Source organism: Thermococcus sibiricus MM 739 (genome assembly GCF_000022545.1).
GTDB classification, from domain to species: domain Archaea; phylum Methanobacteriota_B; class Thermococci; order Thermococcales; family Thermococcaceae; genus Thermococcus_A; species Thermococcus_A sibiricus.
In genome coordinates this window covers 1,162,074-1,188,383 of sequence record NC_012883.1, presented here as the reverse complement: position 1 = coordinate 1,188,383, position 26,310 = coordinate 1,162,074, and the positions used below count along the sequence as shown (strand labels likewise).

Below are 26,310 nucleotides of genomic sequence, written 5' to 3'. Positions count from 1 at the left end.
ATTTTGTTACTCATTCGCAGTGATACATTATAAGGATTTTGGAGAAAAAAGAGAACAGCAATAAAATTCACCTTAAAACTTTTTTAAGCTTTCTTTTAGCTTCCTCCAGGCTTCGGGGTATTTCTAGCCCAAGACTTGAGAATAAATCTATCAAAGAGGGCACATCTAAATTGTGCTCTCTGAGAAGTCCAGCATTCCTTAAAATCTCTTCTGGGCTCCCAATCTTTACAATTTTCCCCTCGCTTAGAAGGACTATCCTATCACAGAGTGTAAGATATTCAGCTTCATGGGAAGATAAAATTATGGTCTTTTCTCCTCTGAATTTTTCAATTAACTCCCTTAGCATTTTCTTTCCTCGAAAATCAAGGTTAGCGAAGGGCTCGTCAAACACTAAAATCTCTGGTTCCATTGCAAGCACCGTTGCTATCGCTACCCTCTTTTTTTCTCCAAAGCTAAGTTCTTTTGTTTCTCTGTATATGTAATCTCCCATGCCAACAAGCCTCAAAGCTTTTACAACTCTCTCCTCCAACTCCCTTCCACGTAAGCCTAAATTATATGGACCAAAGGCAACGTCATCAAATACCTTGGGAGAGAAGAGCTGGTCATTTGGGTCTTGAAATACTATTCCCACTATTTTTCTAGCTTCCTTTGGCTTTTTGTTAACCTCTATACCGTTTACTATGACCTTTCCCTCTTTGGGTTTCAGTATTCCGTTCAAGTGCAGTATCAATGTCGATTTTCCTGCTCCATTTGGGCCTAAGATTCCAAATACTTCTCCATCGTTTATCTTAAGTGAAATGTCCTTCAGAACTTCTCGGTTGTTGTATGAAAAATGGACATTCACAAGTTCTATCAAAGCAACGCCACCCCCAATGCAATTAAGGTTAGAATTAGGGGTTCAACTCTTCTTTCCTTAGTTACTTTGGGAAATTCTCCAAAACCTCTGGAGAGCATTGCCCAGTGTATTTTTATACTCCGGATGTATGCTCTGGCAAACGTTTCTCCTATGAGTGCCCCCAGCTTTCTGTAGTACTCTATTTTTCCAATGTTGAATGCCCTGGAGTCTAGTGCCCTTTTCATCCGAAGAGCCTCTTCTTCAAAAAGCTCGAGATACCGGTAGGTGAATGCAAGAGTTAGCACCAGTATTCGGGGAAAGCGAAGGGCCTCCATCTCACCTAATAGGTATGGAAATCCAAGAGAATTTGAGATTACAACAACGGCAGAAGAAGAAAGAAACGCTTTCCCAAGTAAGAGGGAAAATCTTTGAATGCCCTCGGAGGTTATTGTTCCAAGGGGAGTTGTCACCAGGGGATCTCCTGGTGTAAACAACGCTAGAATAAACAGAAACCCTTCAAAGCCTAAGAGGAATCCCAAGTGTTTAAAAAGCATTCTTTTAGGTTTGAAAAGCAATATTAATACCATCAATATCGGAAGAAAGTAAAACAGCTCAGCTAAGCTTGTTCTTGTAACTATTACCAAGGCATAGATGAAAATGAAAATGAGATGCAATTTAGGCACCTTTTACTAGTTTTCCAAGTCCATAAACTGCACCAAACACTAGGGTTATTCCAATTGCTCCCATTATTAAGCTTTGTCCCCATGTTTCGCCGTAGTCGAGAGGAGCACTGTAAACTGGGGATTCCTCTAGGTGTACTTTTTCCATTGTTGCTTCAAGCCCATCCGGATTATCAGATGCAAAAGGTAAGGCTATAGCGAGTAGGATAAGGATTATGAGTAACCCCTTTACGATGCTTCTCATGCTGGAACACCTCCTATCTCGGGGAGTCTAGACTTGAGAGCATTTACCACAAAGAGAGTTATTAACGCTTCTCCAATGCCTATTACAGTATGGTAGCCAACCATTAGGCCCAGCACTTTTCCAAAAGGCAGACTGTGGCTTACACCTATTTCTACTGAAGCCAAGAAGGCACCTAAAACTACTGCCGACCAGGAAGCTAATGCTATTCCAAATGCCTCACTAAAGTTCTTGAGCTTTGAGTATATCCAGTATCCAGCAAAAGCTCCAGTTATCCCCATGTTCAATATGTTGGCCCCTATGGCTGTTATTCCACCATCCCCGAAGAGGAGGGTCTGAATTAGTAGCACTGCTGTCATTATAAGAACTGCTGCGTATGGGCCCAAAAGTACCGCCGCAAGTACCGCTCCAAGTAAATGCCCGCTTACTCCCCCTATAATTGGGAAATTCACCATCTGGGCAGCAAATATTCCAGCTGCAAATAGCCCTAGGAGAGGGATCTTCTCTTCTGGGAAGTCCTTTAGCTTCCTTAGAGAATACCCAAGGATTCCAATCGTCAGCACGTATGTTATCGCTATTACTGGAAGACTCAATAGCCCATCAGGAATGTGCACCGAATTCACCTCCCGTAACTATTTGATAACACTATTACTTGGTAAAGTAACACCAAATAAAAGCTTTTTTAGAACCTCCCTTTTTCAACTAGAGGTTTCTTTAATTAGTTCAAATAGAACACCCAAAGTATTAAATAGTTTAAAGGTTAAAAACAAAACATAAAGAAACATAACAATTTACAAATATGAGATGAACAGGCCATGAAATTTAACAAAGTTTTTTCTCTGCTGTTGGTTTTTGTTATTTTTGAAGCTACAGCGGGAATAGTCGGGGCGGTTCCCGCTGAGAAAGTTCGAGTAATAATAACAATAGACAAGGGATTTAACGAGAACTCTATCTTTGCAATTGGGGGAAACATTGTTGGAAAAGGAAGAATATTTCCCATTGTTGTTGCAGAGCTACCACCTAGAGCCGTTGAGAGGCTAAAGAATGCAAAAGGTGTTGTGAGAGTAGAGTATGACGCTGAAGCCCATGTTTTAGGTAAGCCACCGGGAGTAGGTAAGCCCAAGCCCTCACAGCCCTCTCAAGAAACTCCATGGGGAATTGAAAAGGTAAAAGCCCCGAATGTGTGGAGTATAGCCGATGGTTCAAGTGAAGGAGTAATTGAGGTTGCAGTCCTTGACACAGGAATCGATTATGATCACCCAGATTTAAAAGCTAATCTGGCATAGGGAGTTAGTGTTCTTAGAGGGAAGGTATCAACAAAGCCCAAGGATTACAAGGATCAAAATGGGCATGGGACCCACGTTGCAGGAACCATAGCAGCACTCAATAATGACATTGGAGTGGTAGGAGTTGCTCCGGCTGTAGAAATATATGCTGTTAGGGTTCTTGATGCAAGTGGTAGGGGATCGTATAGCGACATAATCCTTGGAATAGAACAGGCATTACTAGGACCTGATGGAGTCCTTGACAGTGAGGGAGATGGGATAATAGTGGGCGATCCAGACGATGATGCTGCAGAAGTAATAAGCATGAGTCTTGGCGGTTCGAGTGATCTTCAATCATTCCACGATGCGATCACAGAAGCATACAATTATGGAGTCGTTATTGTGGCAGCATCTGGAAATGAATACGCATCAAGTCCAAGTTATCCTGCCGCGTATCCAGAGGTTATAGCCGTTGGTGCAATTGACATTAATGACGAAGTACCCTCGTGGAGCAACAGAGGGGTAGATGTTAGCGCTCCTGGTGTTGACATATTGAGCACATATCCTGACGACACCTACGCTACAATGAGCGGAACATCCATGGCATGTCCGCATGTTAGCGGAGTTGTAGCGCTAATTCAAGCGGTATACTACACCAAATATAGCACCGTCCTTCCAGTTGGGACCTTTGACGACACAGACAAGAGGACTGTCAGGGGTATCCTTCACATAACCGCAGATGACATAGGGCCAGCAGACTGGGATCCCAACTATGGTTATGGCATAGTTAGAGCAGACTTGGCTGTTGAGGCTGTTCTCAACTGATTTCTTTTTATTTTTCAGAAACTTTTAAATGGAATGTTCTCATATTACTATTTTGGTGATCTCTATAGAATCAAAGACAGTGCTCAATATAAGCAGGTTCATCGTTTTTCTTGGACTTATCACAGCTCTCTTCTATCGAAGGGTTGACCATATATATCGAACTTTTGTAGCGTTAATGGGCCTTTACATCCCCGGTATGGCTGAGAAGTATTTTCCCAATCCACCTCACAAACTCAGGTCTTTTTTAGCCCCACTTTACAATAGAAAAACAATGGCACTCTTAGGCATATTCATAGCGGTGCATGTTTCACTCGTAAACGTTCCCTTTACTACAATTGACCTTTTTCATAAAGAGTGGAGAAACGCAGACATGGTGAGTCACTTTCTTGGAGGCATGGTTGTTTGGGTCATTACAGCTGAAATCCTCCTTAACCTGTCAAATGAGAAGTATCTAAATTTAGCAAGAAGAAAGCTAATTCTTTATTCGTTTTTAGCTCTCTTCTTTCTAAGTTTTGGATGGGAAGTCGTTGAAAAGCTTAGTGAGAGCGAGATCTCGTTTATTCATGAAAGTACTGTGAATAAAGTAAGGGATAGTATTATGAACACACTTGGAGGATTATCTGCCCTGTACCTAGTTCTAAAAAGAAAGTATCCATTTGAGATAAATTTGAGGCATTAAAGGGTCGAAAACTTTATTAACTTAATGTAAATAAAATCTATCTCGGAAAGGTTTAAATGGAATAAAAACCAATATATAATTGAAGGAGGTGTCAAGAATGGTCGGGATTTCTGTCCAGGAAGTTATGACAGAAAAATTTGCAAAAATAGACATAAACGCCCCGCTTTCTGAGGCGATTGGAATTTTTGAGAAGGAAGATCCAGACTTAATTGTAGTTTTTGATGGGAAAATATACAAGGGTGTCCTAACCCAAGATTTGATAATTCGCTCCCACTTGAAGTGGGACCCAACCAAAGCTAAGGTTAAGGATGTTTATAAAACCGCTCCGATTTTAGAATTAGACGAGGACCTAAGCATTGCAGCCAAACTTATGTTTGAGACTGATTTGCGTTCACTTCCTGTTGGAAAGGATAAAAAAACAATTTTAGGTGTAATAAGTGATATAACCCTTCTGGAAAGGATTGCTAAAGAAGAATTCGGGAAAAAAAAGGTTGAAGATTTCATGACAAAAGACGTTGTTACCCTTAGATCTTCAGACACCGTGGCAAAAGCCCTTGCAACAATGAGGGATTATGCAATTTCCAGAATTCCTGTTGTTGATGAAAATGGTAAACTAGAAGGCCTTGTCACATTACATGACTTGATAATTCGTTTTATAAAGCCAAGATTTAGGGCTCAATTTGGGGAAGTTGCAGGAGAAAAAATACCTCCATTCTCAATGCAGCTGAGAGATGTGATGATTAAAGGGGTAATTACGGTATACCCAGAAACGATGGTTAGAGAAGCCATCAGTCTAATAAAAGAATATGATATTGATGGACTTGTGATTATAAACCAAGAGAATGTTGTGAAGGGAGTATTGACTGTAAAGGATCTTCTGCTTCCAATTTCAAGGATGGTAGAAAAGAAGGCTAAATTCTATTTACAACTTGGGGGAGATGCCCAATATCTGAGTGACTTCAGCAGAGAAAGAATAATTGAGGATGTTAGAAAGTTTGTGGATAGATATGAAGAAGTGCTTGGAAACGAGGGGATAATCTATCTAAACATTAGGCGTTTCCCGGAAAAACTCAGAGGGGTACACTTATACCAAGCTAGAATGAGGTTGGTAACGGATAAAGGCCAATTTATGGCCACAGGAGAGACCTGGGGGGCAATACAAGCTGTTCATGATGCTATTAGAGCAATAGAAAGGCAAATACTTCAAAAAGTAGAGCTTCAAAGAGAGACGAAGCATACCAGAAGGTTTATAGAGTACCTTGGCTTCTGAGCTTTTTTACCTTCCCTTGCCAAATTCTCTTTCTAGAAGGGCCATCTGCTTGTCAGTTAGGATTCTTGGATCTATTATTAGGGTTATAACGTCACCTTTGTTTAATACTCTATCTTTTAGATCGAGTAGGAACTTAATAACAATATCGAAGCCGTTTTCTATCATTAAATACTCGAACCCATCAATATAAACTGCGTTGTATCCGCTTTCAAGGTTCTTAGTTAGGAGGTGGAGCAGAACGTCTATCCTTGTTGGTGATATCGGATAAATCTTTCCGTCCGCTTTTATAGTGTCTTCTTCCATTTTTGTGAGCCAGTAAACCAGCATATTTTCCGGAACTTTATCCTTTGGCAGCTCCCTCGTTATCATAATGACATTTTGATCAAAGAAGTTTGGGATTGCTTTTTTCAGCTCTTCTTTGCTCTTGAACATAAATGTTCCTCTAATTTTTGATGGCATTTGTTCTTTTGGTTTTGCAAATATTGCTGCAGGGTATATTGCAAATTTCAACGCTCCAATTACAGCCATTAATCGGAAGATCGCTGCCAGCAGAAACATTGCTGGTGCAATAGCTTGAATGTTTCTTGTAAATGGATACGTGAGGTTTAGTGCTCCTAATAGGATGAGGCCTATGGGAAAGAGTTCCTCGAGAGTTTTCTTGGAGATTACATAGCTCCTTAACGTGTATCCGAGGTAAATAAAAGATGCTCCAAAGGCAAAGCTGGGAAACAAGGATTTAATTGTAAACGAATGTTCAAATCTATCAAAAAATTCACTTGCCAATAAGAAGAGCCATATATACGCAGCAACAACGAATATTCCCAAAATTGTAACGTCTTTAAAATCGCTTCTCTCCTTTTTTAACTGAATGCTTCCCCAAACCAGCAGGCCGGCTATAAGAAAGTTTGGAATTTTGGCGGCGACGTCATATGCTCCTGACTTAATAGAAACACCGAGAGGAGTTAGGATATAGCTCTCTACATCAAGAGCATTTATAAGTAAAGCAGTAGTTATTAATCCCCATCTCTTTTCTCGGGTTTTAGTTGTTTTATAGGCTACGGCGAGAAAGAGTAACCATCTCGATAAAAAATTTAGGTAGGGAATAAAGTCCATCCCTCATCGCCTTTCAATAATCTCTTTTTCTTGTTTTGTGATAACCAATACATTGGAGGGGATGTTTTTGTCAACTATCACTCCCGGGCCGACGAAGGAATTGCTTCCTATTTTCCTACCAGGATATATTGTGACGTTTATTCCAGTCTTTACGTTGTGGCCTATTATTGCTCCGAGTTTCCTTCTTCCACTATCTTCGAGTTTATCTTTTATCTCAACCTTTATATTTTTATTGTCATGTCGTAAATTGGCAGTGATTGTTCCGGCACCTAGATTGCTGTTTTCCCCTATGATAGAATCCCCTACGTAGTTTAGGTGAGGTACATTGCTGTGATCCATTATTATTGAGTTCTTAATTTCGACTGCATTCCCAATGTGGCATTTATCTCCAATGCTTGTGTATGGCCTTATAAAGCAATTAGGGCCTATTTTTGAGTTCTTTCCAATTTTTACGGGCCCTATGATGTATACTCCGCTCCTAATAACTGTTCCCTCTCCAATTTCTACGGGAGGAAGAACTGTGGCCCCTTCTTCCACAATGCCCCTTATGCTGTGCCGGAGATGATTTTTGAGGATGTATTCATTTAGCTCTAAAAGGTTCCAAGGCCTTCCAATATCGTTCCAATAACCTTCATAAACTGCATAGGTGACTTTTTTTCCTTCTTTGATCATGAGGTTTATTGTATCTGTTATTTCATACTCACCTCGTTGGCTTTGAGAAGTGTTTTCTATGAATTTAAAAACTTCTGGCTTGAAGAGATAAGCTCCTAGGTTTGCGTATCCTGAAACTGCTCCTGGTTTTTCTTTTACTTCTTCTACTAAGTCTCCTTTAACTTTGATCATGCCAAAGTGACTCAGATCTTTGAATTCTTTTACAAGTAAGGCAGCATCTGCATTACTTTTTCTAAAGGCTTGTAATAGGTCTTTTATCCCATCTCGTTCAAAGTATATGTCTCCGTTGACTGCTAAAAATTCCTTATCTTCTATGTATTCAATTGCAGAATATATGGCTTTAGCTGTTCCTTCTCCCTCCACTTGTTCCACATAAGTTACTGGCTTTCCTTTGTATTCATCTCCTAAGTACTCCATCAGTTTCTCTTTTTGGTATCGTACAATTATTATGAATTCATCTACAAATGGGTGAAGATTTTCAAGTAAATAGTCTATTATCGCCTTATTGGCAACTTTTAGCATCACTTTTGGTCTATCATCTGTGAGGGGGTTTAGTCTTTCTCCTTTGCCTGCGGCAAGTATGACACCTTTCACATTAACACCCCCAAGATAGAGGCTATTAATGCTATAAATCCAAATAATATGCAAAATTTGGAAAAGTTAAGGTGTTTGGCAATTTTTAGCATAACGTCAATCATAAGCAAACTTACGATAAATGCACTGAATATTGATATTAAAGGTAGAGATATGTCTTCAGAACTCCTTGAAACTTCAGGTAATTCCAAGAACAATGCCCCAAGAATAGCCGGCACCGCCATTAAAAAGCTAAGTTCTACAGCTTTTTCCTGCTTTACCCCTAAAAGTAGCAGACTTCCTATTGTCATTCCAGATCTGGATATCCCAGGAACGACTGAAATTCCCTGAGCAATTCCAGCAACTATTGCATCGAATATTGTGACTTCATCTTTTTCTTTTTTAAGGCCCTTTTCAAGCCTCTCCAATGGAGACTCTCGAGTTTTCTTTAAAATTATCCCAGTCAAAATGAGGGCCACACCAATTACCCCATTTATTGCCTCAGCATTAAATGAAGATGCAAGCATTTTAAATGCCTTATAAAGAGGAAAACCTATTAAGCCTGTGAACAATGTGGAATAAAACAAGAACTTTTCTTTTTCTTCCCATTGAAATAAAATGAATTTAAACAGAATTTTACCCAGTTCGTATCTGAATTTAAAAAACAGAGCCATTAAAGTCCCTAAGTGCAAAAGTAAAGAGTAAGAATAAGCTTCTTCTGGGGTAATCTTCAGGAAGTTGATGAACAGTAACATCACCTGTCCAGAACTGCTTATTGGTAGCCACTCTGCAATACCCTGAAACATTCCGATAAAAATGGCTTGGTAGTAATCCATGAGTATCACTAATAAAAATAACCAAAGTGTTGATAAATAAATCTTTCGTAATTTGATTCTTCTTAGCTCGAAATGATTCGCCTTTCAAAAACACAAGTAAAAATTAAGAAAAAGAGTCCAAAATTTGGATCTTTGAGTGATCAAAAACTTGAATATTATCAAATAACTTCAGCGAAGGCGAATTTTCTCTTCACACTGTTAATGACAATCTCTACTTCGTCTCCAACCTTTGTGTTTGGGACGAATACTACAAATCCTTTAATTCTAGCTATTCCATCTCCGCCTTGGCCGATACTCTCAATTTTCACCTTGTATCTTTCCCCAACTTTAACTGGGGCTTCAAACCTTCTTCCACCAAATCTATCTCCATACATTTTCAACAATCTCCTTTCAAATTTTCAGCACTCTGAGAAGAGCGCCAAATTGAGTTCTTTTCTTAGGTTTATAAAGGTTTGTATTACTGCTTACTTTTCTTTTTTCAAATATTGTTATTCAAAAAGGAGGAATGTCATTTTGAAAGATAATAAACGTTAATGTCTCATATTAGACATTGGGGTTATTATTTCTGTACTGCTGTGGCTAATACATCACTAAAAATCAACTTTCTACATAACTTTTAGTTAAAAACAAGGTTTTTTGTACCTTTGTTGTTAATTTAATTCTTTACAAAAGGCTTTTAAAACTAAAAATTGGATCATATATTGGTAATGGCAAAAATAAGTGAGAATTTAGACTTAAACTAAAAGTTGGGGTGGGAAAAATGAGTTTCATTATTGCATTCATATGGTCGTTTGTGCTCTGGCTTGTACTTACTGCAGGTACAAAGGGAATGCTTTGGAGTGCAGAAGAGCTTATAGCAGGGAGTATTTTTGCTTCAATTGTTGCATTCTCTACTAGAAACATCATAGGTGAGAAAACAACGAGATTCTTAAACCCTGTCAGATGGCTTGGTTTTGTAGTGTATGCAATGGGCCCCCTTTTCTGGGGGATGGTGAAAGCTAACCTTGACGTGGCTTACAGGGTTATTACTGGCAAAATAAAGCCAGGAATTGTTAAAGTCCCAGTGGACTTGGAGAATGATGCCCAATACACTATTCTAAGCAATTCAATTACGTTAACTCCAGGTACGTTGACGATTGATGCATGTCCTGAGGAAAAGGCTCTTTATGTTCATTGGATACATGTGACGGAAGAAGAGCCAAAAACCTCAGAAATTATTGCAGGTTCATTTGAAAAATGGGCGAGGAGGTTAGGAAAATGATTTTCCCTGAGTTCTTTTATGGGATGATAGGGGTAGCTCTTGCAGGATTTATAACATTGGCCCGTGTGATGTTGGGTCCAAGTGTTCCAGATAGGGTGGTTGGGGTGGATACTCTAAATACCCTCATAGTAGCAGGAATGATACTTCTAGGAGTGGCTTATGATAGAGTAATTTACATTGATATCGCAATAGTTTATGCTCTTCTCAGCTATATAGGGACTTTGATCATTGCTAAATACCTCCAGGGGGGATTAGAATGATTGAGATTATTATTTATGCTTTCCTTGCCGTAAGCATCACCTTCAACATACTGGGAAGTTTGTCCCTTCACAGATTTCCAGATGTGTATACGAGGCTCCATGGAGCAACGAAGTGTACTACATTTGGAACAATATTTGCAGTATTTGCTGTTGTTCTACATTCTATTTGGCAGTTAAGAGAAACAAATGATCCGAAATACCTTCAAATGGCTCTTCACAGTATGGTCGCGCTGATAGCGCTGATGTTAACTAACCCAACCGGTGCTCATGCAATAGCAAAAGCTGCTCATCTTAGTGGTTCCAAGCCTGCCAAAGCTGTCATTGATGCGTATGAGCTGAGAGCTAGAGGTGAGGTGCAATGAATGTACTTACTGTTGACATGATGATTCAGGTGGCTTTGTTAGTTGGCATATTGATTTCCTCCTATTGGATGATAACTACAAGAGATCTACTCTCAGCAGCTTTAGCATCTACTGCTATGAGTCTTCTTCTTAGCTTAGAGTTTTACATGCTTCATGCTCCTGATGTGGCAATAGCAGAAGCTGCAGTAGGGGCGGGAGTAGTTACTGCAATAGTTGTTTATGGGATATCAAAAACAGAGAGATGGGAGCGTGAAGGGCCATGAAAACGACTTTTGGGGCACTTTCATTGGTCTTTATTTTGGGTGTCCTCTTGGTAGTTGCTAACCCGAATTATGGTTTGAAATTTGGCTTAGGGGAAGGAAATTGGGAGGAGTATAGGTACACTGACCAGTATTACATAGAACATGGGGTTGAAGAAGTTGGTGGGACCAATATTGTAACCGATATTGTCTTTGATTACAGAGGATACGACACTTTAGGAGAGGCCACTGTTCTTTTTACGTCAATAGCAGGTGCAGTTGCATTACTTAGGAAATGGAGGGGGGAGGAATGAGGGCCCAGAATTCTGATATGGGACTTATAGTCAAGACGATGGCAAGGGCCACTATACCTTTAATTGGAATATTTGGTGCTTATGTAATTGCTCATGGTCACATAACACCAGGTGGGGGATTTCAAGGTGGAGCAACTATAGCAGGAGCTGGAGTCCTTTTCCTTGTAGCATTCGGGCTCAGTGAGGCAAAAGAGAAGATTAATAAGAATTTTTATTCAGTGTTGGAAGGTATTGGCGGCTTAGTATTCTTAGCAGCTGGAATGCTTGGTCTTGGCGTAGCATTTTTCTACAACATACTGTGGCACAAGGGCCCAGTTTTTAACGGTGAGGCCGGAACCCTTCTTTCAGCAGGCTATTTATCAATGATGAACCTTGCAGTTGGGTTAAAAGTATATACTGGATTAGTTAGTGCGTTATTCGCGATTGCCTTGTTTAGGAGGTGGAAAAAGTGATAGCATTCCAGTTTGTGACTGCATTCCTCATGATCTTCATGGGGATCTATGCATTTTTGTACAAAAGGAACCTCATCAAGTTGATCTTGGCATTAAACTTAGTGGATGCGGGGATTCATCTATTGCTCATAAGTTTAGGATATCGCTTGGAAAATGGTCTCCTTCCAACAGCTCCAATATATACAGGATACGAGACTTTAAAGGGTACTCCAATGGTAGGCCCAATCCCACAGGCTTTGGTACTTACTAGCATTGTTATTGGGGTTTGTGTACTTTCCCTCGCAATGGCGTTGACGATTAATGCTTATCAACACTATGAAACCTTAGACGTGAGCAAACTAAGGAGGTTGAGAGGATGAATGTCCTTCCGTGGCTCATAATAACCCCATTATTTGGAGCGTTTTCTATGCCAGTAATCAGTTTATTGGGAGGGAAATTTAGAGAATACTGGGCAGTGATAGTGAGTGGGCTCACATTGGGAATTGCTGCAAAAGTTTTCTACACTGTCTGGAAGAGTAATGAAATACTCGTTTACACTTTAGGAGACACAAATCCAATTGGGAATGGTGTCAAGTTTCCAATCAGAATCATATGGGAAGTAGACTTATTTGGGGCGTTGCTTGCATTAACAGTAACATTTGTTAGTTTTCTAGCTATACTCTACTCTTTAGAGTATATGAAGCATGATACTGGCTTGGACAAATACTATACCTTAACGCTCGTTTTGGAACTTGGAATGATTGGTGTAGTGATTACTGGGGACATCTTCAACTTTTACGTGTTCCTTGAGATAATGAGCATAGCTAGCTATGCATTAGTGGCATTTAGAAATGATACCTGGGAAGGAATTGAAGCAGGAGTTAAATACATGTTTGTAGGCTCTCTTGCAAGTTCTTTTATTCTGCTTGGAATTGCTCTTTTGTATGGACAGTATGGAACACTTACGATGGCTTACTTGGCAATGAAAATAGCGGAAAATCCAACCCTTATAAGCAAGGTAGCTCTTGCTTTTTTGATTGGAGGGTTATTATTCAAGAGTGGTGCAGTTCCAGTCCATATGTGGCTTTCTGATGCTCATCCAGCAGCTCCAAGTTCTATTTCAGCAATGCTTTCTGGGCTTGTTATAAAGGCAGGTGGTGTTTATGCCATAGCAAGGATAATCTTTGGAATCTTTAATCCGGGATTACATGGTTATCTTAAAACATTTGGTATGCCTGCCTTTAATCTGAACACTCTTGGATGGATAATAATATTCTTTGCTTGCTTGACGTTGGTTATTGGAAATGCAATGGCAGTGGTTCAGAATGATATGAAAAGACTTTTTGCCTTTTCAAGTGTGGGTCAAATTGGATACATTCTTCTCGGATTTGGAATTGGTATAGTGGCATACGGGGACAAAATAGGAGAAATTGCTTTGACTGGGGCTGTGTACCATATAGTTAATCATGCTGTCATAAAGGGTCTGCTCTTTTTCATAGCTGGGGCTGTTATTCATCAAGTTGGGACAAAGAACTTAAATGAACTCAGTGGATTGGCAAGGAGAATGCCGTTCACGACTATCTCATTTATCATAGGAGCAACCGCGATAATAGGACTTCCCCCATTAAATGGTTTTGCAAGTAAGTGGCTCATATATGAGAGTTCTGCAATGTATAATCCAATCTTGGCGGTGGTTGCAGTAATTGGCACTGTGTTTTCATTGATAGCTTACACAAGGGTGTTGTTTACCTTCTTAGGCGTCGAAAGTGAGAAGGTTAAAATGGTGAAAGAGCCTGGAACTGCAATGATTGTTCCAATGCTGGTGTTAGTTATAATTATACTTGTAATGGGCATTTTTTCGTGGCAAATAAGTGACAAGATAATGCTACCCACGGCAAAAATGCTAGAGCAGCTCAATGGGGAATACATAATGGCACTTTTAAAGTTCATAGGGGGTGGGTGATGTGTTTGGTTACTGGGATGCCTTATACTTCATTTATGCTTTTATCGTTGGATTATTAATCAGCTATTTACTAATGAAATGGGCTGAGAAGGTAAGCGTTGGTACTAGGAAGGAAGGGGATGGATCTAAGATTTATATAAGTGGTGAAGATCAGGACAAGGTTATTCCTCAATTTGAGCACCTTCAAGGATATTTCACAGGAAGGCATGTCATGTGGGGATTCATTAGAGGAATAAACAAGATGTTCTTGACATTTAGAAGGGAACACACTGGATTATTGACAGATTATGTTAGTTACCTACTGATCACTGTAGCGATAGTGCTGGGGGCCATGGTTATTTGGGGGTGAGTAGATGAGCGAGAGAGAAATTCTTGAAAAAAGAATATCAAAGCTTTGTAAATATCTTGGAAGGTCACCATGGGTATTTCATGTTAACAGCGGTTCATGTAATGGATGCGACATTGAAATAATCGCCGCATTAACCCCACGATATGATGCCGAAAGGTTCGGTATTAAGTTGGTAGGTACGCCAAGGCATGCAGACATTTTACTCGTTACCGGCCCAATAACTGACCAAAGTCTTGAGAGAGTTAAGTTGATTTATGAACAGACTCCAGATCCCAAAGTTGTGGTTGCTATTGGGGCCTGCCCTACGGGAGGGAGTGTATTCTTTGAGAGTCCCTTCACGAATGCTCCTCTTGATAGACATATCCCTGTAGATGTTTTTATCCCTGGATGTCCTCCAAGGCCCGAGGCAGTTTTATATGGGGTAGTATTGGGCCTAGAGAAGTTTATAAAGAAGATAGAAGGTGAGAAAAAATGACTCCAGAGGAATTAATTAAGAGGATTAAAGAGAGATTTGAAGTTGAAATTTACACTTCACAAACTAAAACTCCTCATCCACGAGAGAGAATTTGGATCGAGATTAGTAGGAATGACTTTAAGGAACTTATGAAATATTTCCAAGAAATAGATCCTCATACCCAGTTTTCAATAATAATCGGGGAGGATAGAGGAGATCATTTAAGTGCTACATATCATTTGGAACTTTTCTGTGAAAATAGTCCGAGCCTTTCAGTTGCAGTAATTACCTCATGTCCAAAAGAAGATCCTAAGATACCATCTCTGGGAGATGTGTTTCCAAGTTCAGTTCCATATGAGAGAGAGAATCAGGAGTTTCTTGGCATAATATTTGAAGGTATACCAGACTCAAGAAGACTTTTCCTCCCAGATGATTTTCCAGAAGGAATCTATCCACTAAGGTTGGATGAAAAGGGAATAATGCCAGAAATGGTGAAAAATGCAGGTCATCCCTACAAAATTAAAAAGGAGGGTTTAAAATGAACAGTAGAATTGAATATTGGGTTAAAATCCCTATTGGACCAATTCATCCAGCACTGGAGGAGCCAGAGAAGTTCATCATAACCCTTGACGGTGAGCGTATTATACATGTTGATATTAAACTTGGTTATAATTTGAGAGGCCTTGAATGGATAGCTATGAGAAGAAACTATATCCAACTGCTTTATTTAGTTGAAAGAATTTGTGGAATATGTTCTTTTTCTCACAACCATACTTACACCAGAGCTGTTGAAGAAATGGCAGGTATTGAAGTGCCTGAAAGGGCAGAATACATCAGAGCAATTATTGGAGAGTTGGAGAGAATCCACTCACATCTGCTCAATCTTGGAGTAGTTGGCCATGCAATAGGGTATGACACGGTTCTCCATCTAAGCTGGCTTGCTAGAGAAAGAGTAATGGACATCTTAGAGGCAATTGGTGGGAACAGGGTAAACTATGCTATGAACACTATTGGAGGGGTTAGAAGAGATATAGAAGAAAAACACAAAAGAATGATTCTTGATATGATAAAGCATTACCGCGAGGAAGTAATGCCAAAGGTAGAGGAAATCTTCCTTTATGATCCTACAGTAGAAGCTCGTTTGAGAGATGCAGGGGTTATTCCAAAGAGAATTGCACTTGAGTATAGTGCCCAAGGGCCAACAGCAAGGGGGAGCGGTATTAAAAAAGATGTGAGGTATAATGAGCGCCTTGGTGTTTACCCAGAGTTGGGAATTAAGCCCATAACTCCAAAGGAGTTTACGGGAGTAATTAAGGGGGATGTTTTTGACAGGATGGTTGTTAGAGTTGGTGAACTCTGGCAGAGCATGGAGATCATAGAGAAAGCTTTTGATCAAATGCCTGAGGGTAAAATAAAAACGTTTTCTAAGGACAACGTAACATTAACTAAATTGAAAAAAGCTGAAGGAGCTGGAATTGGCAGATATGAAGCTCCTAGGGGAGAAACTATTCACTATGTAAGGGCAAATCCTGGAACTGATACACCTGCAAAATGGAAGGCAAGAGAACCCACTTTTCCGAACTTGTTTGCAGTTGCAAGAGCTTTGGTTGGAGAACAGCTTGCAGACGTGCCAGTAGCAATAGCATCAATTGACCCATGCCTGAGCTGTACCGATAGAGTTGCTATCATAGACTCGGAAACAGGCAAAAAGAGAGTATTGACTGAAAAGGATTTGCTTAAAGCCTCAATAGAAAAGACAAAAGAAATTAATCCAAATATAAAGGTAAAGCCTGAACCAGTAGGGGGTACGTGTGGAGGTGTGAGACTATGAGCGTTCTTTATACTACTGTGGGGTTAATTGCTGTTTATATTTACGTCTCTTTCGTTTCCCTTGTCTGGGATGGATTGGACAGAAAATTAGTTGCCAGAATGCAAAGAAGGGTGGGCCCTCCTCTGCTTCAACCTTTCTATGATTTCTTAAAACTTGTTGGTAAAGAATCAATAATCCCAAGGGATTCCAATAAGATGTTTGAAGCTTCTCCAATCCTAGCGTTAGCTGCATCAATAACCCTTTTAGCATACACTCCGATTGGATTTGGCCCAATTCTTGCTACAAAGGGAGATGTACTTGTATTTATCTATCTACTTGCATTAATAGCTTTCATAAGAGTAATTGGTGCAGTAAGCTCAGGCTCTCCATATGCTCAAATAGGGGCTCAAAGAGAAGTTATCATGCTAGCGTCGAGAGAAGCACCAATGATGCTTGGGCTCTTTGCAATATTGTGGCGTTTGGCCAAACTTGATGTAGAAAAACCTTTTAGCCTTGAAACACTTTACCAGCACAATATATGGGAAATTGGAACTCCATTGACAATTGTAGGCAGTTTAGTTCTTTTAATAGTGTTTATCTTTTGGCTCGCAAGTGAGATTGAAGTTGGTTATTTCAATATTCCTGAGGCAGAGACGGAGGTTGCAGAAGGGCCTATGGCAGAATACAGTGGTAGAGACTTGGCATTGTTTAAACTAAGCAATTCATTAAAAGAGTATGCAAGTGCCAGTTTAGTAGTGGCAGTGTTCTTCCCGTGGGGGCTGAGTCAGTACTTAGGAATAAGTGGTATAGAAGCTATGCTGGTGGATTTAGTCTTTCACACAATAAAAGTCTTTGTGATACTCTTTGTTAGCATGAGTCTATTCAGGGCCATTACAGGAAGACTTAGAGTGACTCAAGCTGTTAATTTATTCTGGAGCAGAATACTGCCTGCAAGTATGATAGGGGCAATATTATTAGCGATAGACATCTTGGGGGTGATTGGATGAAAGTTCCTCCAACACTCTCAGTAGTTTTAAGAAACCTCTTTAAAAGCCCAGCTACAAACGCATTTCCCAAAAGTGAGCCTGTTCCCATTCCTGAAGGTTTCAGGGGAAAACTTGTATATCATGTTGACAAGTGTATCGGCTGTAAATTGTGTATGAACGTATGCCCGGCAGGAGTATTTGAATACGTCCCAGAAATAAAGAAAGTAACGCTTTGGTTAGGGAGGTGTGTTTTCTGTCAGCAGTGTGTAGATGTATGCCCTGTAAATGCTTTAGAGATGAGTGGTGAGTTCCTATTGGCTACTTATGATAAGTATGATGACAACCTAAGGTGGCTCAAAAATGAAGAAATTGAAGAGATGATCGCTCAAAAGAGTGGGAAAACAAAGAAATATCGGATAATTGCAGAAAAGTGTAAAGGTTGCACCTTGTGTGCAAGAAACTGCCCTCAAAATGCTATTGAGGGGGCTCCTAGAGTAGTTCATAAAATTAATCCCGAGAAGTGTATTGGATGTGGTATTTGTGCTACAATATGTAAGTTTAGTGCAATAGAAGAGTACGAAGAGTGATTTTTTCTTTTATTTATGTTAATTTTTTCATGTGGTCCTTAATTTGTGTACATTTATGATTATTGTTCTTATGATTTCTTACTTTACTGCTCAATTTAGTTCATTGTTGTTAGAACATGTTTCATTTTATGTAAAAATTTGTTACTTTTATATTTGTCAAATTTCATGTTTTTAACCTTTCGTTAAAGAAATATATTTAATGGGATTTGGATAAGCGAATAATGGAATTAACTTGAAATATGCTCTTAAAAGGTTTAGAACCTAAAGCTGAGGTGAGAAAATGTCCTTTACAACATCTTTCCTTTGGTCGTTAATTGTGTACCTTGTCTTGACTGCAGGTTCGGGCAGTGTTTTACTATGGAGTCCAGAAGAGCTAATAGCTGGTATTGTGATAGCAGCACTAATAGGTTATGCCACGAGGAATATAATGAGTGAAAGACTGGATTATTTCTTTAATCCAAAGAGGTGGGTGCTTTTTATCATATATGCTTTAGGACCATTTTTCCTTGCTATGGCAAGAGCAAACCTCGACGTCGCATATAGAGTTATCACCGGTAAGATAAGACCAGGGATTGTCAAAATTTCTCCAAACCTAACTAGAGATGAAAGCAGAACACTCTTAGCAAACTCAATAACTCTAACACCAGGAACATTCACTCTAGAGATCGATGAAGAGGGTAATTTCTATGTTCATTGGATTAATGTACCTCCCGGAAAAGAAAAACCAACTCCTGAAGAACTTTGTGGATATTTGCCAAAATGGGCAAGGAGGATTGGAGAATGACACCTGAAAGTATATTTATGGCTGCGATGGTACTTCTCTTCATTTCAGCCACGCTAACCATGATAAGAATGCTGATTGGACCAACAATCCCTGATAGAGCAGTGGCATTGGATGCTCTAACAACAACAACTGCTGGAGCCATGGTTCTTTATGGAATTATCACAAAACAGGCAGTCATGATTGATGTTGCTCTAGTTTACGCAGTTCTTAGTTATATTGCAACCCTTTACATAGCCAGATATCTAGTAAAGAAGAGGGTGGGATTGGCATGATTGAGTGGCTATTGTTAGTCTTACTCGCAATTGGAGTTTCATTTAATCTTCTAGCAAGCATTGGCATTCTGAGATTTCCTGATGTTTATACAAGGATTCATGCCTCTACAAAGTGCACAACATTTGGAACCATATTCATAGTTCTTGCTGCAGTTATTTATTCAGCATACAATTGGAGACTCACTCATGACGTTGCATGGATTACAATGGGCATACATTCCGCACTAGTAGTAATATTCCTGGTATTAACAAATCCGGTAGGGGCTCATGCATTGGGTAGAGCTGCCAGAAAATCAGGTATACGGCCATATGGTGCGGTAATAGATGAATTGGAGGGAAGACTATGATCAATGAAACATTTTTCTGGGCTATTCAAGTACTAATTGCTATAGCTTTACTTGGAAGTTCAATAGCAGCCATTAGATTCAAGAACTTAATCTCAGCAGTGATTGCAATGGCTGTTTTTAGCTTAGCACTCTCTGTGGAGTTCTATATTCTACAGGCACCAGATGTAGCAATAGCAGAGGCCGGTGTAGGGGCTGGACTAACAACAGCAATGTACCTGTTGGCTATAAGAAATACCACCGACGAGGAGGTGGTAGAATGAGAAAAGAATTAGGCCTTTTTGCGTTTTTAGCGTTTGTGCTATTCTTGTTTGCAGCTGCTATCAGTTTAAGGCCTTTTGGAGAACCCCCACATGCAGAGATGGACTCTTACTTCATAGAACATGCTCAGGAGGAAGCTTCAGCTAACAACGTTGTTACGAGTGTCGTGTTTGATTACAGAGGTTTTGATACTCTGGGAGAAGCCACAGTTCTGTTTACTGCAGTTTCTGGAGTTCTAATGGCACTAAGACATTATGGGGGGAAGGAAAAATGACAACTACAATTATAAAAACAACTACTAGGCTTTTAGCCCCATTAATCCTTGTGTTTGGATCATATATTATCCTACACGGACATTTAACTCCAGGTGGTGGTTTCCAGGGAGGAGCTGTCTTTGCAAGTGGTTTAATATTACTGATAGTGGCCAATACTAGGGATAAAGTTCAAGAATTATTTGAAAAAACTCCATTAACCCAGCTGGAGAGTCTTGGTGCTCTTGGGTTTTTGGGTATTGGTCTCTTGGGCCTAATGGGTTACACTTTCCTAAAGAATGCAATAGCGAACAGTGGATTCCTCTTTGGAGGTACAACACCTCAAGGAATAAACCCGGGATATTTGAATACAGGTGGAACATTGTCATATCTCAACATCTTTGTTGGAACAAAAGTCTTGGCAGGCCTTACTAGCATCATACTAATCTTCTTCTTAATCCTAAGGAGGGAGAGAGATGAATGGTAGTCTCTTTGTAAACTTTCCTTTCATAGTAGTTGCACTCTTGCTTGCACTAGGATTTTATACAATTGGCTTTAAGCGAAATCTCATAAAAGTGGTCATTGGAGTGGAGATCTTAGAAGGAGCAGTGAACATGTTTATTGTGGCTTTAGGATATGTAAAGGGAGGTTATACACCAATATATACCCAAGCCCCACAAGAAGCAGTGGGAAAAATGGTTCTGCCGACACCTCAAGCATTAACTCTAACGAGCATTGTTATTGGTGTTGCTGTAACTGCTTTGATGTTAGCTTTTGCAGTTAACATTTACAGACACTATGGAACCTTAGATGTTACAAGAGTAAGGAGGTTGAGAGGATGATTGAACACTTGCCCGCTTTGATGGTAGCGCTTCCGCTTTTTGGAGCATTTATAGCACCACTTTTCAAAAAGCACCATGAAGGAGTCTCAATCTGGGCTATCTTTGTAACTGGTATAAGTGTGGTACTCTCCCTCCTGCTGACGAAGGAGGTAGTTACTAACGGAATAATAATGTACGTCTTTGGTGCAGACAAACCAACATTAGTGTTGCCTTCCGGTTATGCTGTTCCTATAAGAATTATGTTTGAAGTAGATGCAATGGGAGCATTTATGGCAATTTCTGCTACTTTAATGAGTTTCATCGGAGCTATCTATTCCTATAGTCATGTTAAAAAAGATACAGGTTTGGAAAAGTACTATGCACTGTTAATGCTCTTAGAAGCTGGAATTTTGGGCATGGTACTTACTGGAGACCTGTTTAACCTCTTTGTATTCCTTGAAATAGCGGGAATAGCAGGTTCGGCCTTAGTAGGGTTTAGGAACTACCGTGGGGAAGCAAGTGAGGCTGGAATAAAATATCTTATCGTTAGTGCTGTAGCTTCTCTTATGGTTCTATTTGCAGTTTCTATACTTTATGGTCAGTATGGAAACTTGAATTTGGCTTACATAGCAAAAAATGTATCCTTTAATATGGTAGACATGATAGCTCTTGGGTTGTTATTTACGTCATTTGCAATGAAATGCGGTGCTGTGCCAATGCATTACTGGGTACCGGATGCCTATACGGAAGTCCCAGCCGGAATAAACCCACCTTTGCTTGTAGCGACATATGCTAGCCTTTATGCACTATTCAGAGTAAGCTTCACCCTATTCGCAAATGTTGTAATAGACCTAGCTAGAGTAGGGTGGATAATGTCAATTCTCGGAGTGCTTACAATGTTCATTGGAGTTACAATGGCCCTTATACAAAAAGATGTCAAGAGGTTAATGAGCCATCATGCTATTTCTCAGACAGGGTACATGTTATTGGGTGTGGGCGTTGGATTGACAGTGTTGCACGATCCCAGTAAACTGGCAGAATTTGGAAGGGATGCAATGGCAGGAGGAGTTTTTCACATAATAAACAATATTATCTATAAGAGTTTGCTTCTAATGACAGCTGGAGCGTTATTCTATGTAACTGGAACCAGAAACCTTAATGAAATGGGAGGACTAGCGAGAAAAATGCCTATAACCACCATAAGTTTCATGGTCGGAGCGGCAGCAATATCTGGCCTGCCTCCATTCAACGGTTTTGCAAGCAAATTTTTGATATATGAAACTTCATACAGGCTAAATCCCCTCCTTACGGTATTCGCCATGGTTACTAGTGTCCTAACACTTGCATCATTCGTCAAGGTCTTTGCATCGGCGTTTTTAGGCCCGCCATTAGAAAAGTTTGAGAATAAGAGAGAGGTGCCTAAGCCAATGATAGTGGCAATGCTTATCCTAGCAGCTCTTTGTATACTATTCGGTCTCTTCCCGAACGTAGTACTGGATAAACTTGTCTATCCAGCGGTTGATGCCTTAATCAACTTTGCTCAATATCACAGCTGGGGTGGTCTGGCATGAGCTTCACATTAACTACTCCATCAGGATTTTGGAATCCCCTGTTTTGGGTAATATTCCTAGCGTTATTTGGACTAATATCGTACTTGATCTATTTGAGGGGTAATCCATCATACAAGAAAGAAAGCGATCAGGTGAAACCTTATTTGAGTGGTAACATCGAACCAACAAAGGAAAAAGTCCAGGTAAAAGCAGGTGATATTTACTGGGGATTCATAGAGGCCTTAAAAGGTTATTACAAGGTCCTTGAAGCTATCCACACTGGAGATATAAGGGACTACATCCTCTGGTACCTAGGTGTTGGAGCCATAATAACATTTATACTAATTGGAGGGGTGTAACGTGGGAAAATTAACTTCATTTAAGCGCTCTCTTTGGGTTTTTCATGCTTCAGGGGGATCATGCAATGCATGTGACATTGAGATAATTGCAGCATTGACTCCTAGGTATGATGCAGAAAGGTTTGGAATAAAACTTGTTGGGAGCCCAAGGCACGCTGATGTGCTTTTGGTAACAGGAGCGATCCCTAAAGACTTTGCTGACAAGTTAAGACGGATTTATGAGCAAATGCCAGATCCAAAAGCAGTGATAGTGATAGGGAACTGTGGGACCAGTGGAGGAGTTTTCTATGACTCATACAATATAGCTGGTCCAATAGATGAAATAATCCCAGTAGATGTCTATGTTCCGGGGTGTCCTCCTAGACCAGAGGCCATAGTGGATGCAGTTGTGAAAGCGTGGCTTAAACTTGAAAAACTTGAAAAACAATTGGAGGGGAAGGAAGAATGACATTAACTGCTGAGAATGTCTTTGATAAACTAAAAGAGGAACTTGGAGATGCTATATTAAACTATGAATTCAAAGAATATAAAATGGGAGTCAAAAAGCCCAGAACCTACAAAGAGATTTGGATGGAAATAGATAAGAATGCCTTCAGGAGGGCAATTGAAGCAATATTCAAGATAGAGTATCCTCACTTACACTTCATAACTGGTGAGGACATTGGAGAATCCATACGAATGATTTATTCATTTGGACTTTTCCATGAGCACCCTTGGGGTGAGGTGAGCATAGTTATAAAATTTGACCTTCCAAAGAACAAGCTTGTCCTACCTACAATAACGGATCTTATGATGGGAGCTGAAACTAACGAGAGAGAAATCAGGGAAATGCTAGGAGTTGAATTTGATGGCCTTAAGAACAAAAGACATCTTTTCTTGCCGGACGACTGGCCGGAAGGAAAGTATCCTTGGAGAAGAGATGAATATGGTGTTGATGACATGATTAAACACACTCACAAAAGCGTTAAAGATATAAGAGAAGAGCGGGGTGAGCAGAATGGCTAAAACAACTTACTATGTCCCTATTGGTCCAATTCATCCTGCATTAAAGGAGCCAATAAGAGTGGAGGCTGAGGTTGAGGGAGAAAAGATAGTGAAGGTTGACGTCAAGAGAGGGTTTGCCCACAGAGGAATTGAGTACATGGGAATGAAAAGGAATGCGATACAAACTCTATATCTCTCTGAAAGAATATGTGGGATATGTTCAATATCGCACCCTTATGCATTCGTTATTGGTAGCGAAAAGGCTTTGGGTATTGAAGCGCCTCCAAGAGCCCAGTACATAAGAACAATAATAGCTGAGCTCGAGAGAATCCACTCTCACATCCTCTGGCTTGGAGTCATAGCTCACGAAATAGGTTTTGACTCTCTACTCTTCTGGACGTGGAAAGGAAGAGAAAAAGTGTTAGATATCTTAGAAGCTATTACAGGGAACAGAATAAATTACTCCATGTACATGATAGGTGGAGTCAGGAGAGACTTAAAGGAGAGTCACATTAGGGTCCTCAAGGATATGATAACATATTATTGGGAGTTCACTGAGCATATGAAAGAAGTTTTCCTATCTGATCCAGTTTATAAAGCGAGAACTAGAGGAGTGGCACAAGTTTCAAAGGATGTAGCTCTTAAATTGAATCTCGTGGGCCCAACAGCGAGGGCTGCTGGGTTGAGGATGGATATCAGACAAGATATTCCCTACGACGCTTATGCAGATATAGATGTGAAGGCAGTGGTGCCGCAGGACATTGTGGGTGAAGCTAGAGGAGATGCTTATGACGTTACTATGGTTAGAATTTATGAAATAGAGCAGAGTCTTGATATAATAGAGTACTGTATTGACAACCTCCCTGAAGGAAAGATACTGGCCATTCCTAACTATATTGCCCTTTTGAACAAAATCAAGAAAACAGAAGGAGAGGGAATAGGTGCTCATGAAGCTCCAAGAGGCGAGGTTGTACACTACTTTAGATATGATGGAACAAGGGATGGTCCTGCAGTGTGGAAGGTGATAGCCCCAAGTTACAACAATATCAACAGCTGGGGGTATTGCCTCCTAGGTGCTGAAGTAGCAGATATCCCAGTTGTGGTAGCATACATTGATCCATGTATGTGCTGTAATGATAGAGTAGCGGTTGTAAAAGATTCAACAGGTAAAATACTGGATTATTCCATCCTTCACAGGAAAGCTGTTGAAAAAACAAGAGCACTAGAAAAAGAGCTGGGGGTGATGAAATGACCCCTGAAACTATCTTTTATGCGGTAGGAATGCCTATCATTGGAGTATTTCTTGGACTAGTTTACAAAGGTATCGATAGGAGAGTTTCTGCCAGAATGACATCTAGAATAGGGCCACCAATAAGACAGCCTTTCTGGGATGTTGGGAAGCTACTCCTTAAAGAGACCATAGTTCCAGCGAATGCTGTAAAGTGGATTTTCAATGCAATGCCGATATTAGCATTAGCGTCTTCAATGACACTCCTCCTTTATATTCCATTTGGTATCATTAAGGCACCCTTGGAAGGTTATGGGGATTTAGTGGTAATACTCTACCTCTTAACACTTCAGGCCCTTGCAATGGCAATTGGAGGATTTGCCTCAGGAAGTCCATTCTCCTCAGTTGGAGCACAGAGAGAAATGGTCTTAATGATGAGTTATGAGATGCCTTTTGCAATAGTAATAACAGGATTTGCACTAATATACAAGAGCTTTTCATTGAGCACTATAGCTTCAACACCTGTATGGACTATTGTAGGTCCATTAGGGGGCATAGGGATCTTTTTGCTTTTAATAGCATTTCTCTTAGTAACGCCAGCAGAACTTGCAAAACTTCCCTTTGATATAGCAGAAGCAGAAACAGAAATAGCTGAGGGTATGCTTGCAGAATACAGTGGAAGGAACTTGGCTTTGTTCTACCTTTCAGATGCAGTAAGAGGCTTTGCAATGATGGCCATAGAAGTAGTACTATTCATACCGTTCACATTAAGTTACTTGTTTGGTCTAAATCTCTCGGGAGCAACGCTTTACATAGTTGAAGCACTTTGGTTCCTCTTCAAAGTACTAGTATTCTACGTATCTGCAGTGACATTAGTTAGAACGTCTTTTGCGAGATTCAGAATTGAACAAGCTTCAAGGTTGTTCTGGGTTTACGTGAACATAATAGGCTTGCTTGGGTTGCTCTTAATATGGTTGGAGGTGATGTGAAATGCCAACAAAAGCAGTGTTTCTTATGATAAAACAGGCACTTCAAAAGCCTTTCACCAATCCTTTCCCTGTAAAACATGCCCCTGTAAATGTTACTGCACTTATTGAGAAGGTGCAGAAGGGAGAAGTGCAGATTCATCCCCCAGTTCCAATTCCCGAGGATTTTAGAGGGAAGATTCATTATGATCCTGAGAGATGCATCGGATGCAGGCTCTGTATCACTGTTTGCCCAGCAAATGCTATGGAGTGGATACCTGAACTCAGGAAAATAAGACATTATGTTTCAAGATGTATGTTCTGTGCTTTATGTGTGGATGTTTGCCCTGGTAAGAAGTTTCCGGGAGAGGAAAAGTCAGTAAAGGCTCTTTCGATAAGTGAGGACTTCCTACTAGCAGACTATGACAAATATAGTGACAATTTAATAGAAGAACCACCTGAAGCTAAGGAGAAAGGTCTTTAACC

39 protein-coding genes and 1 pseudogene are annotated in these 26,310 nt (G+C 40.1%); 32 read left to right on the top strand and 8 right to left on the bottom strand.

Annotated elements, in window-relative coordinates; translation table 11 throughout:
• Nucleotides 1-67: 67 nt before the first annotated feature.
• The 4 genes from TSIB_RS06410 to TSIB_RS06395 are packed head-to-tail and all read right to left on the bottom strand — an operon-like array spanning nucleotide 68 to nucleotide 2,370.
• Entirely contained in the window at nucleotides 68-856 is a 789-nt protein-coding gene (locus TSIB_RS06410; protein ID WP_015849590.1) for an energy-coupling factor ABC transporter ATP-binding protein, read from the bottom strand.
• Nucleotides 853-1,509 carry an energy-coupling factor transporter transmembrane component T gene (locus TSIB_RS06405; RefSeq protein WP_015849589.1) on the bottom strand — a complete coding sequence of 219 codons (657 nt, stop codon included), beginning with the start codon at nucleotides 1,507-1,509 and terminating at the stop codon, nucleotides 853-855. Before TSIB_RS06405 ends, TSIB_RS06410 begins: the two co-directional genes overlap by 4 nt.
• A gap of 1 nt (nucleotide 1,510) precedes the next feature.
• Nucleotides 1,511-1,759 carry a PDGLE domain-containing protein gene (locus tag TSIB_RS06400; protein ID WP_015849588.1) on the bottom strand — a complete coding sequence of 83 codons (249 nt, stop codon included), beginning with the start codon at nucleotides 1,757-1,759 and terminating at the stop codon, nucleotides 1,511-1,513.
• Entirely contained in the window at nucleotides 1,756-2,370 is a 615-nt protein-coding gene (locus TSIB_RS06395) for an energy-coupling factor ABC transporter permease (protein ID WP_015849587.1), read from the bottom strand. The genes TSIB_RS06400 and TSIB_RS06395 overlap by 4 nt, the downstream gene beginning before the upstream one ends.
• A gap of 201 nt (nucleotides 2,371-2,571) precedes the next feature.
• On the opposite strand from TSIB_RS06395, the gene TSIB_RS10590 reads away from it, so the two are divergent.
• The 4 genes and pseudogenes from TSIB_RS10590 (at nucleotide 2,572) to TSIB_RS06380 (ending at nucleotide 5,795) form a co-directional block, all read left to right on the top strand.
• The gene (locus tag TSIB_RS10590; RefSeq protein WP_228359796.1) at nucleotides 2,572-3,042 is read left to right on the top strand and encodes a S8 family peptidase; all 471 of its coding nucleotides are present in this window, start codon (nucleotides 2,572-2,574) and stop codon (nucleotides 3,040-3,042) included.
• Between the two features lie 39 nt (nucleotides 3,043-3,081).
• Nucleotides 3,082-3,846 (top strand): annotated as a pseudogene (locus TSIB_RS10585) (S8 family peptidase); the annotation flags it as partial.
• Between the two features lie 55 nt (nucleotides 3,847-3,901).
• Nucleotides 3,902-4,525 (top strand): hypothetical protein, encoded by a 624-nt coding sequence (locus TSIB_RS06385; protein ID WP_323145378.1) that lies wholly within the window; start codon nucleotides 3,902-3,904, stop codon nucleotides 4,523-4,525.
• Between the two features lie 97 nt (nucleotides 4,526-4,622).
• Nucleotides 4,623-5,795 carry a CBS domain-containing protein gene (locus tag TSIB_RS06380; protein ID WP_015849585.1) on the top strand — a complete coding sequence of 391 codons (1,173 nt, stop codon included), beginning with the start codon at nucleotides 4,623-4,625 and terminating at the stop codon, nucleotides 5,793-5,795.
• Nucleotides 5,796-5,801: 6 nt separating this feature from the next.
• Here the strand turns inward: TSIB_RS06380 and TSIB_RS06375 are convergent, their stop codons facing one another.
• The 4 genes from TSIB_RS06375 to TSIB_RS06360 all read right to left on the bottom strand — a co-directional run bounded on the left by TSIB_RS06375 (nucleotide 5,802) and on the right by TSIB_RS06360 (nucleotide 9,363).
• Complete coding sequence (locus TSIB_RS06375; protein WP_015849584.1) at nucleotides 5,802-6,908, bottom strand: DUF835 domain-containing protein; 1,107 nt, start codon at nucleotides 6,906-6,908, stop codon at nucleotides 5,802-5,804.
• A 3-nt stretch (nucleotides 6,909-6,911) separates the two neighbouring features.
• A complete protein-coding gene (gene glmU, locus TSIB_RS06370; protein WP_015849583.1) occupies nucleotides 6,912-8,174 on the bottom strand; it encodes a bifunctional sugar-1-phosphate nucleotidylyltransferase/acetyltransferase in 1,263 nt (420 codons plus the stop codon).
• Nucleotides 8,171-8,989, bottom strand: coding sequence for an undecaprenyl-diphosphate phosphatase (locus TSIB_RS06365; RefSeq protein WP_048160393.1), 819 nt, complete (start codon nucleotides 8,987-8,989; stop codon nucleotides 8,171-8,173). The genes glmU and TSIB_RS06365 overlap by 4 nt, the downstream gene beginning before the upstream one ends.
• A 158-nt stretch (nucleotides 8,990-9,147) precedes the next feature.
• Entirely contained in the window at nucleotides 9,148-9,363 is a 216-nt protein-coding gene (locus TSIB_RS06360; RefSeq protein ID WP_004066496.1) for a TRAM domain-containing protein, read from the bottom strand.
• Between the two features lie 386 nt (nucleotides 9,364-9,749).
• Between TSIB_RS06360 and TSIB_RS06355 the strand changes: the two genes are divergently transcribed.
• The 28 genes from TSIB_RS06355 (at nucleotide 9,750) to TSIB_RS06220 (ending at nucleotide 26,308) form a co-directional block, all read left to right on the top strand.
• On the top strand, nucleotides 9,750-10,250 hold the full coding sequence (locus TSIB_RS06355) for a monovalent cation/H+ antiporter subunit E (protein ID WP_048160392.1): 501 nt from the start codon (nucleotides 9,750-9,752) through the stop codon (nucleotides 10,248-10,250).
• Nucleotides 10,247-10,510, top strand: coding sequence for a cation:proton antiporter (locus TSIB_RS06350; RefSeq protein WP_048160391.1), 264 nt, complete (start codon nucleotides 10,247-10,249; stop codon nucleotides 10,508-10,510). Before TSIB_RS06355 ends, TSIB_RS06350 begins: the two co-directional genes overlap by 4 nt.
• The gene (mnhG, locus tag TSIB_RS06345) at nucleotides 10,507-10,872 is read left to right on the top strand and encodes a monovalent cation/H(+) antiporter subunit G (protein ID WP_015849580.1); all 366 of its coding nucleotides are present in this window, start codon (nucleotides 10,507-10,509) and stop codon (nucleotides 10,870-10,872) included. The genes TSIB_RS06350 and mnhG (TSIB_RS06345) overlap by 4 nt, the downstream gene beginning before the upstream one ends.
• A complete protein-coding gene (locus tag TSIB_RS06340; protein WP_048160390.1) occupies nucleotides 10,869-11,135 on the top strand; it encodes a DUF4040 domain-containing protein in 267 nt (88 codons plus the stop codon). Before mnhG (TSIB_RS06345) ends, TSIB_RS06340 begins: the two co-directional genes overlap by 4 nt.
• Nucleotides 11,132-11,425 (top strand): hydrogen gas-evolving membrane-bound hydrogenase subunit E, encoded by a 294-nt coding sequence (gene mbhE / locus TSIB_RS06335; protein WP_015849578.1) that lies wholly within the window; start codon nucleotides 11,132-11,134, stop codon nucleotides 11,423-11,425. Before TSIB_RS06340 ends, mbhE (TSIB_RS06335) begins: the two co-directional genes overlap by 4 nt.
• Entirely contained in the window at nucleotides 11,422-11,877 is a 456-nt protein-coding gene (locus TSIB_RS06330) for a Na(+)/H(+) antiporter subunit B (RefSeq protein WP_015849577.1), read from the top strand. The genes mbhE (TSIB_RS06335) and TSIB_RS06330 overlap by 4 nt, the downstream gene beginning before the upstream one ends.
• Nucleotides 11,874-12,236 (top strand): NADH-quinone oxidoreductase subunit K, encoded by a 363-nt coding sequence (locus TSIB_RS06325; RefSeq protein ID WP_015849576.1) that lies wholly within the window; start codon nucleotides 11,874-11,876, stop codon nucleotides 12,234-12,236. Before TSIB_RS06330 ends, TSIB_RS06325 begins: the two co-directional genes overlap by 4 nt.
• Nucleotides 12,233-13,819 carry a proton-conducting transporter transmembrane domain-containing protein gene (locus TSIB_RS06320; protein WP_015849575.1) on the top strand — a complete coding sequence of 529 codons (1,587 nt, stop codon included), beginning with the start codon at nucleotides 12,233-12,235 and terminating at the stop codon, nucleotides 13,817-13,819. Before TSIB_RS06325 ends, TSIB_RS06320 begins: the two co-directional genes overlap by 4 nt.
• Nucleotide 13,820: 1 nt before the next feature.
• A complete protein-coding gene (locus TSIB_RS06315; protein ID WP_015849574.1) occupies nucleotides 13,821-14,168 on the top strand; it encodes a hypothetical protein in 348 nt (115 codons plus the stop codon).
• A 4-nt stretch (nucleotides 14,169-14,172) separates the two neighbouring features.
• Nucleotides 14,173-14,643 carry an NADH-quinone oxidoreductase subunit B family protein gene (locus TSIB_RS06310; protein WP_015849573.1) on the top strand — a complete coding sequence of 157 codons (471 nt, stop codon included), beginning with the start codon at nucleotides 14,173-14,175 and terminating at the stop codon, nucleotides 14,641-14,643.
• A complete protein-coding gene (locus TSIB_RS06305; protein ID WP_015849572.1) occupies nucleotides 14,640-15,164 on the top strand; it encodes an NADH-quinone oxidoreductase subunit C in 525 nt (174 codons plus the stop codon). The genes TSIB_RS06310 and TSIB_RS06305 overlap by 4 nt, the downstream gene beginning before the upstream one ends.
• Complete coding sequence (locus TSIB_RS06300) at nucleotides 15,161-16,453, top strand: hydrogenase large subunit (RefSeq protein ID WP_015849571.1); 1,293 nt, start codon at nucleotides 15,161-15,163, stop codon at nucleotides 16,451-16,453. The genes TSIB_RS06305 and TSIB_RS06300 overlap by 4 nt, the downstream gene beginning before the upstream one ends.
• Nucleotides 16,450-17,439, top strand: a complete 990-nt coding sequence (locus tag TSIB_RS06295; RefSeq protein ID WP_015849570.1) for a respiratory chain complex I subunit 1 family protein — start codon at nucleotides 16,450-16,452, stop codon at nucleotides 17,437-17,439. Before TSIB_RS06300 ends, TSIB_RS06295 begins: the two co-directional genes overlap by 4 nt.
• Entirely contained in the window at nucleotides 17,436-18,005 is a 570-nt protein-coding gene (locus TSIB_RS06290) for a 4Fe-4S binding protein (RefSeq protein WP_015849569.1), read from the top strand. Before TSIB_RS06295 ends, TSIB_RS06290 begins: the two co-directional genes overlap by 4 nt.
• A gap of 280 nt (nucleotides 18,006-18,285) precedes the next feature.
• On the top strand, nucleotides 18,286-18,789 hold the full coding sequence (locus TSIB_RS06285; protein ID WP_015849568.1) for a monovalent cation/H+ antiporter subunit E: 504 nt from the start codon (nucleotides 18,286-18,288) through the stop codon (nucleotides 18,787-18,789).
• Entirely contained in the window at nucleotides 18,786-19,061 is a 276-nt protein-coding gene (locus TSIB_RS06280; RefSeq protein ID WP_048160389.1) for a monovalent cation/H+ antiporter complex subunit F, read from the top strand. Before TSIB_RS06285 ends, TSIB_RS06280 begins: the two co-directional genes overlap by 4 nt.
• Nucleotides 19,058-19,408 (top strand): monovalent cation/H(+) antiporter subunit G, encoded by a 351-nt coding sequence (gene mnhG, locus TSIB_RS06275; RefSeq protein ID WP_015849566.1) that lies wholly within the window; start codon nucleotides 19,058-19,060, stop codon nucleotides 19,406-19,408. The genes TSIB_RS06280 and mnhG (TSIB_RS06275) overlap by 4 nt, the downstream gene beginning before the upstream one ends.
• Nucleotides 19,405-19,668 carry a hydrogenase subunit MbhD domain-containing protein gene (locus TSIB_RS06270; protein ID WP_015849565.1) on the top strand — a complete coding sequence of 88 codons (264 nt, stop codon included), beginning with the start codon at nucleotides 19,405-19,407 and terminating at the stop codon, nucleotides 19,666-19,668. The genes mnhG (TSIB_RS06275) and TSIB_RS06270 overlap by 4 nt, the downstream gene beginning before the upstream one ends.
• Nucleotides 19,665-19,940 (top strand): hydrogen gas-evolving membrane-bound hydrogenase subunit E, encoded by a 276-nt coding sequence (mbhE, locus tag TSIB_RS06265; protein WP_015849564.1) that lies wholly within the window; start codon nucleotides 19,665-19,667, stop codon nucleotides 19,938-19,940. The genes TSIB_RS06270 and mbhE (TSIB_RS06265) overlap by 4 nt, the downstream gene beginning before the upstream one ends.
• The gene (locus tag TSIB_RS06260) at nucleotides 19,937-20,404 is read left to right on the top strand and encodes an MnhB domain-containing protein (protein ID WP_015849563.1); all 468 of its coding nucleotides are present in this window, start codon (nucleotides 19,937-19,939) and stop codon (nucleotides 20,402-20,404) included. The genes mbhE (TSIB_RS06265) and TSIB_RS06260 overlap by 4 nt, the downstream gene beginning before the upstream one ends.
• On the top strand, nucleotides 20,394-20,759 hold the full coding sequence (locus TSIB_RS06255; protein WP_015849562.1) for a sodium:proton antiporter: 366 nt from the start codon (nucleotides 20,394-20,396) through the stop codon (nucleotides 20,757-20,759). The genes TSIB_RS06260 and TSIB_RS06255 overlap by 11 nt, the downstream gene beginning before the upstream one ends.
• The gene (locus TSIB_RS06250; RefSeq protein WP_015849561.1) at nucleotides 20,756-22,309 is read left to right on the top strand and encodes a proton-conducting transporter transmembrane domain-containing protein; all 1,554 of its coding nucleotides are present in this window, start codon (nucleotides 20,756-20,758) and stop codon (nucleotides 22,307-22,309) included. The genes TSIB_RS06255 and TSIB_RS06250 overlap by 4 nt, the downstream gene beginning before the upstream one ends.
• Complete coding sequence (locus tag TSIB_RS06245; protein ID WP_015849560.1) at nucleotides 22,306-22,647, top strand: hypothetical protein; 342 nt, start codon at nucleotides 22,306-22,308, stop codon at nucleotides 22,645-22,647. The genes TSIB_RS06250 and TSIB_RS06245 overlap by 4 nt, the downstream gene beginning before the upstream one ends.
• Before the next feature lies 1 nt (nucleotide 22,648).
• Nucleotides 22,649-23,095 (top strand): NADH-quinone oxidoreductase subunit B family protein, encoded by a 447-nt coding sequence (locus TSIB_RS06240; RefSeq protein ID WP_015849559.1) that lies wholly within the window; start codon nucleotides 22,649-22,651, stop codon nucleotides 23,093-23,095.
• The gene (locus tag TSIB_RS06235; protein ID WP_015849558.1) at nucleotides 23,092-23,652 is read left to right on the top strand and encodes an NADH-quinone oxidoreductase subunit C; all 561 of its coding nucleotides are present in this window, start codon (nucleotides 23,092-23,094) and stop codon (nucleotides 23,650-23,652) included. Before TSIB_RS06240 ends, TSIB_RS06235 begins: the two co-directional genes overlap by 4 nt.
• Complete coding sequence (locus TSIB_RS06230) at nucleotides 23,645-24,883, top strand: hydrogenase large subunit (RefSeq protein WP_015849557.1); 1,239 nt, start codon at nucleotides 23,645-23,647, stop codon at nucleotides 24,881-24,883. Before TSIB_RS06235 ends, TSIB_RS06230 begins: the two co-directional genes overlap by 8 nt.
• Complete coding sequence (locus TSIB_RS06225; protein WP_015849556.1) at nucleotides 24,880-25,848, top strand: respiratory chain complex I subunit 1 family protein; 969 nt, start codon at nucleotides 24,880-24,882, stop codon at nucleotides 25,846-25,848. The genes TSIB_RS06230 and TSIB_RS06225 overlap by 4 nt, the downstream gene beginning before the upstream one ends.
• A 1-nt stretch (nucleotide 25,849) precedes the next feature.
• Nucleotides 25,850-26,308: a 4Fe-4S dicluster domain-containing protein gene (locus tag TSIB_RS06220; protein ID WP_015849555.1), complete on the top strand. Its 459-nt coding sequence runs from the start codon at nucleotides 25,850-25,852 to the stop codon at nucleotides 26,306-26,308.
• The last annotated feature ends 2 nt before the right edge of the window (nucleotides 26,309-26,310 follow it).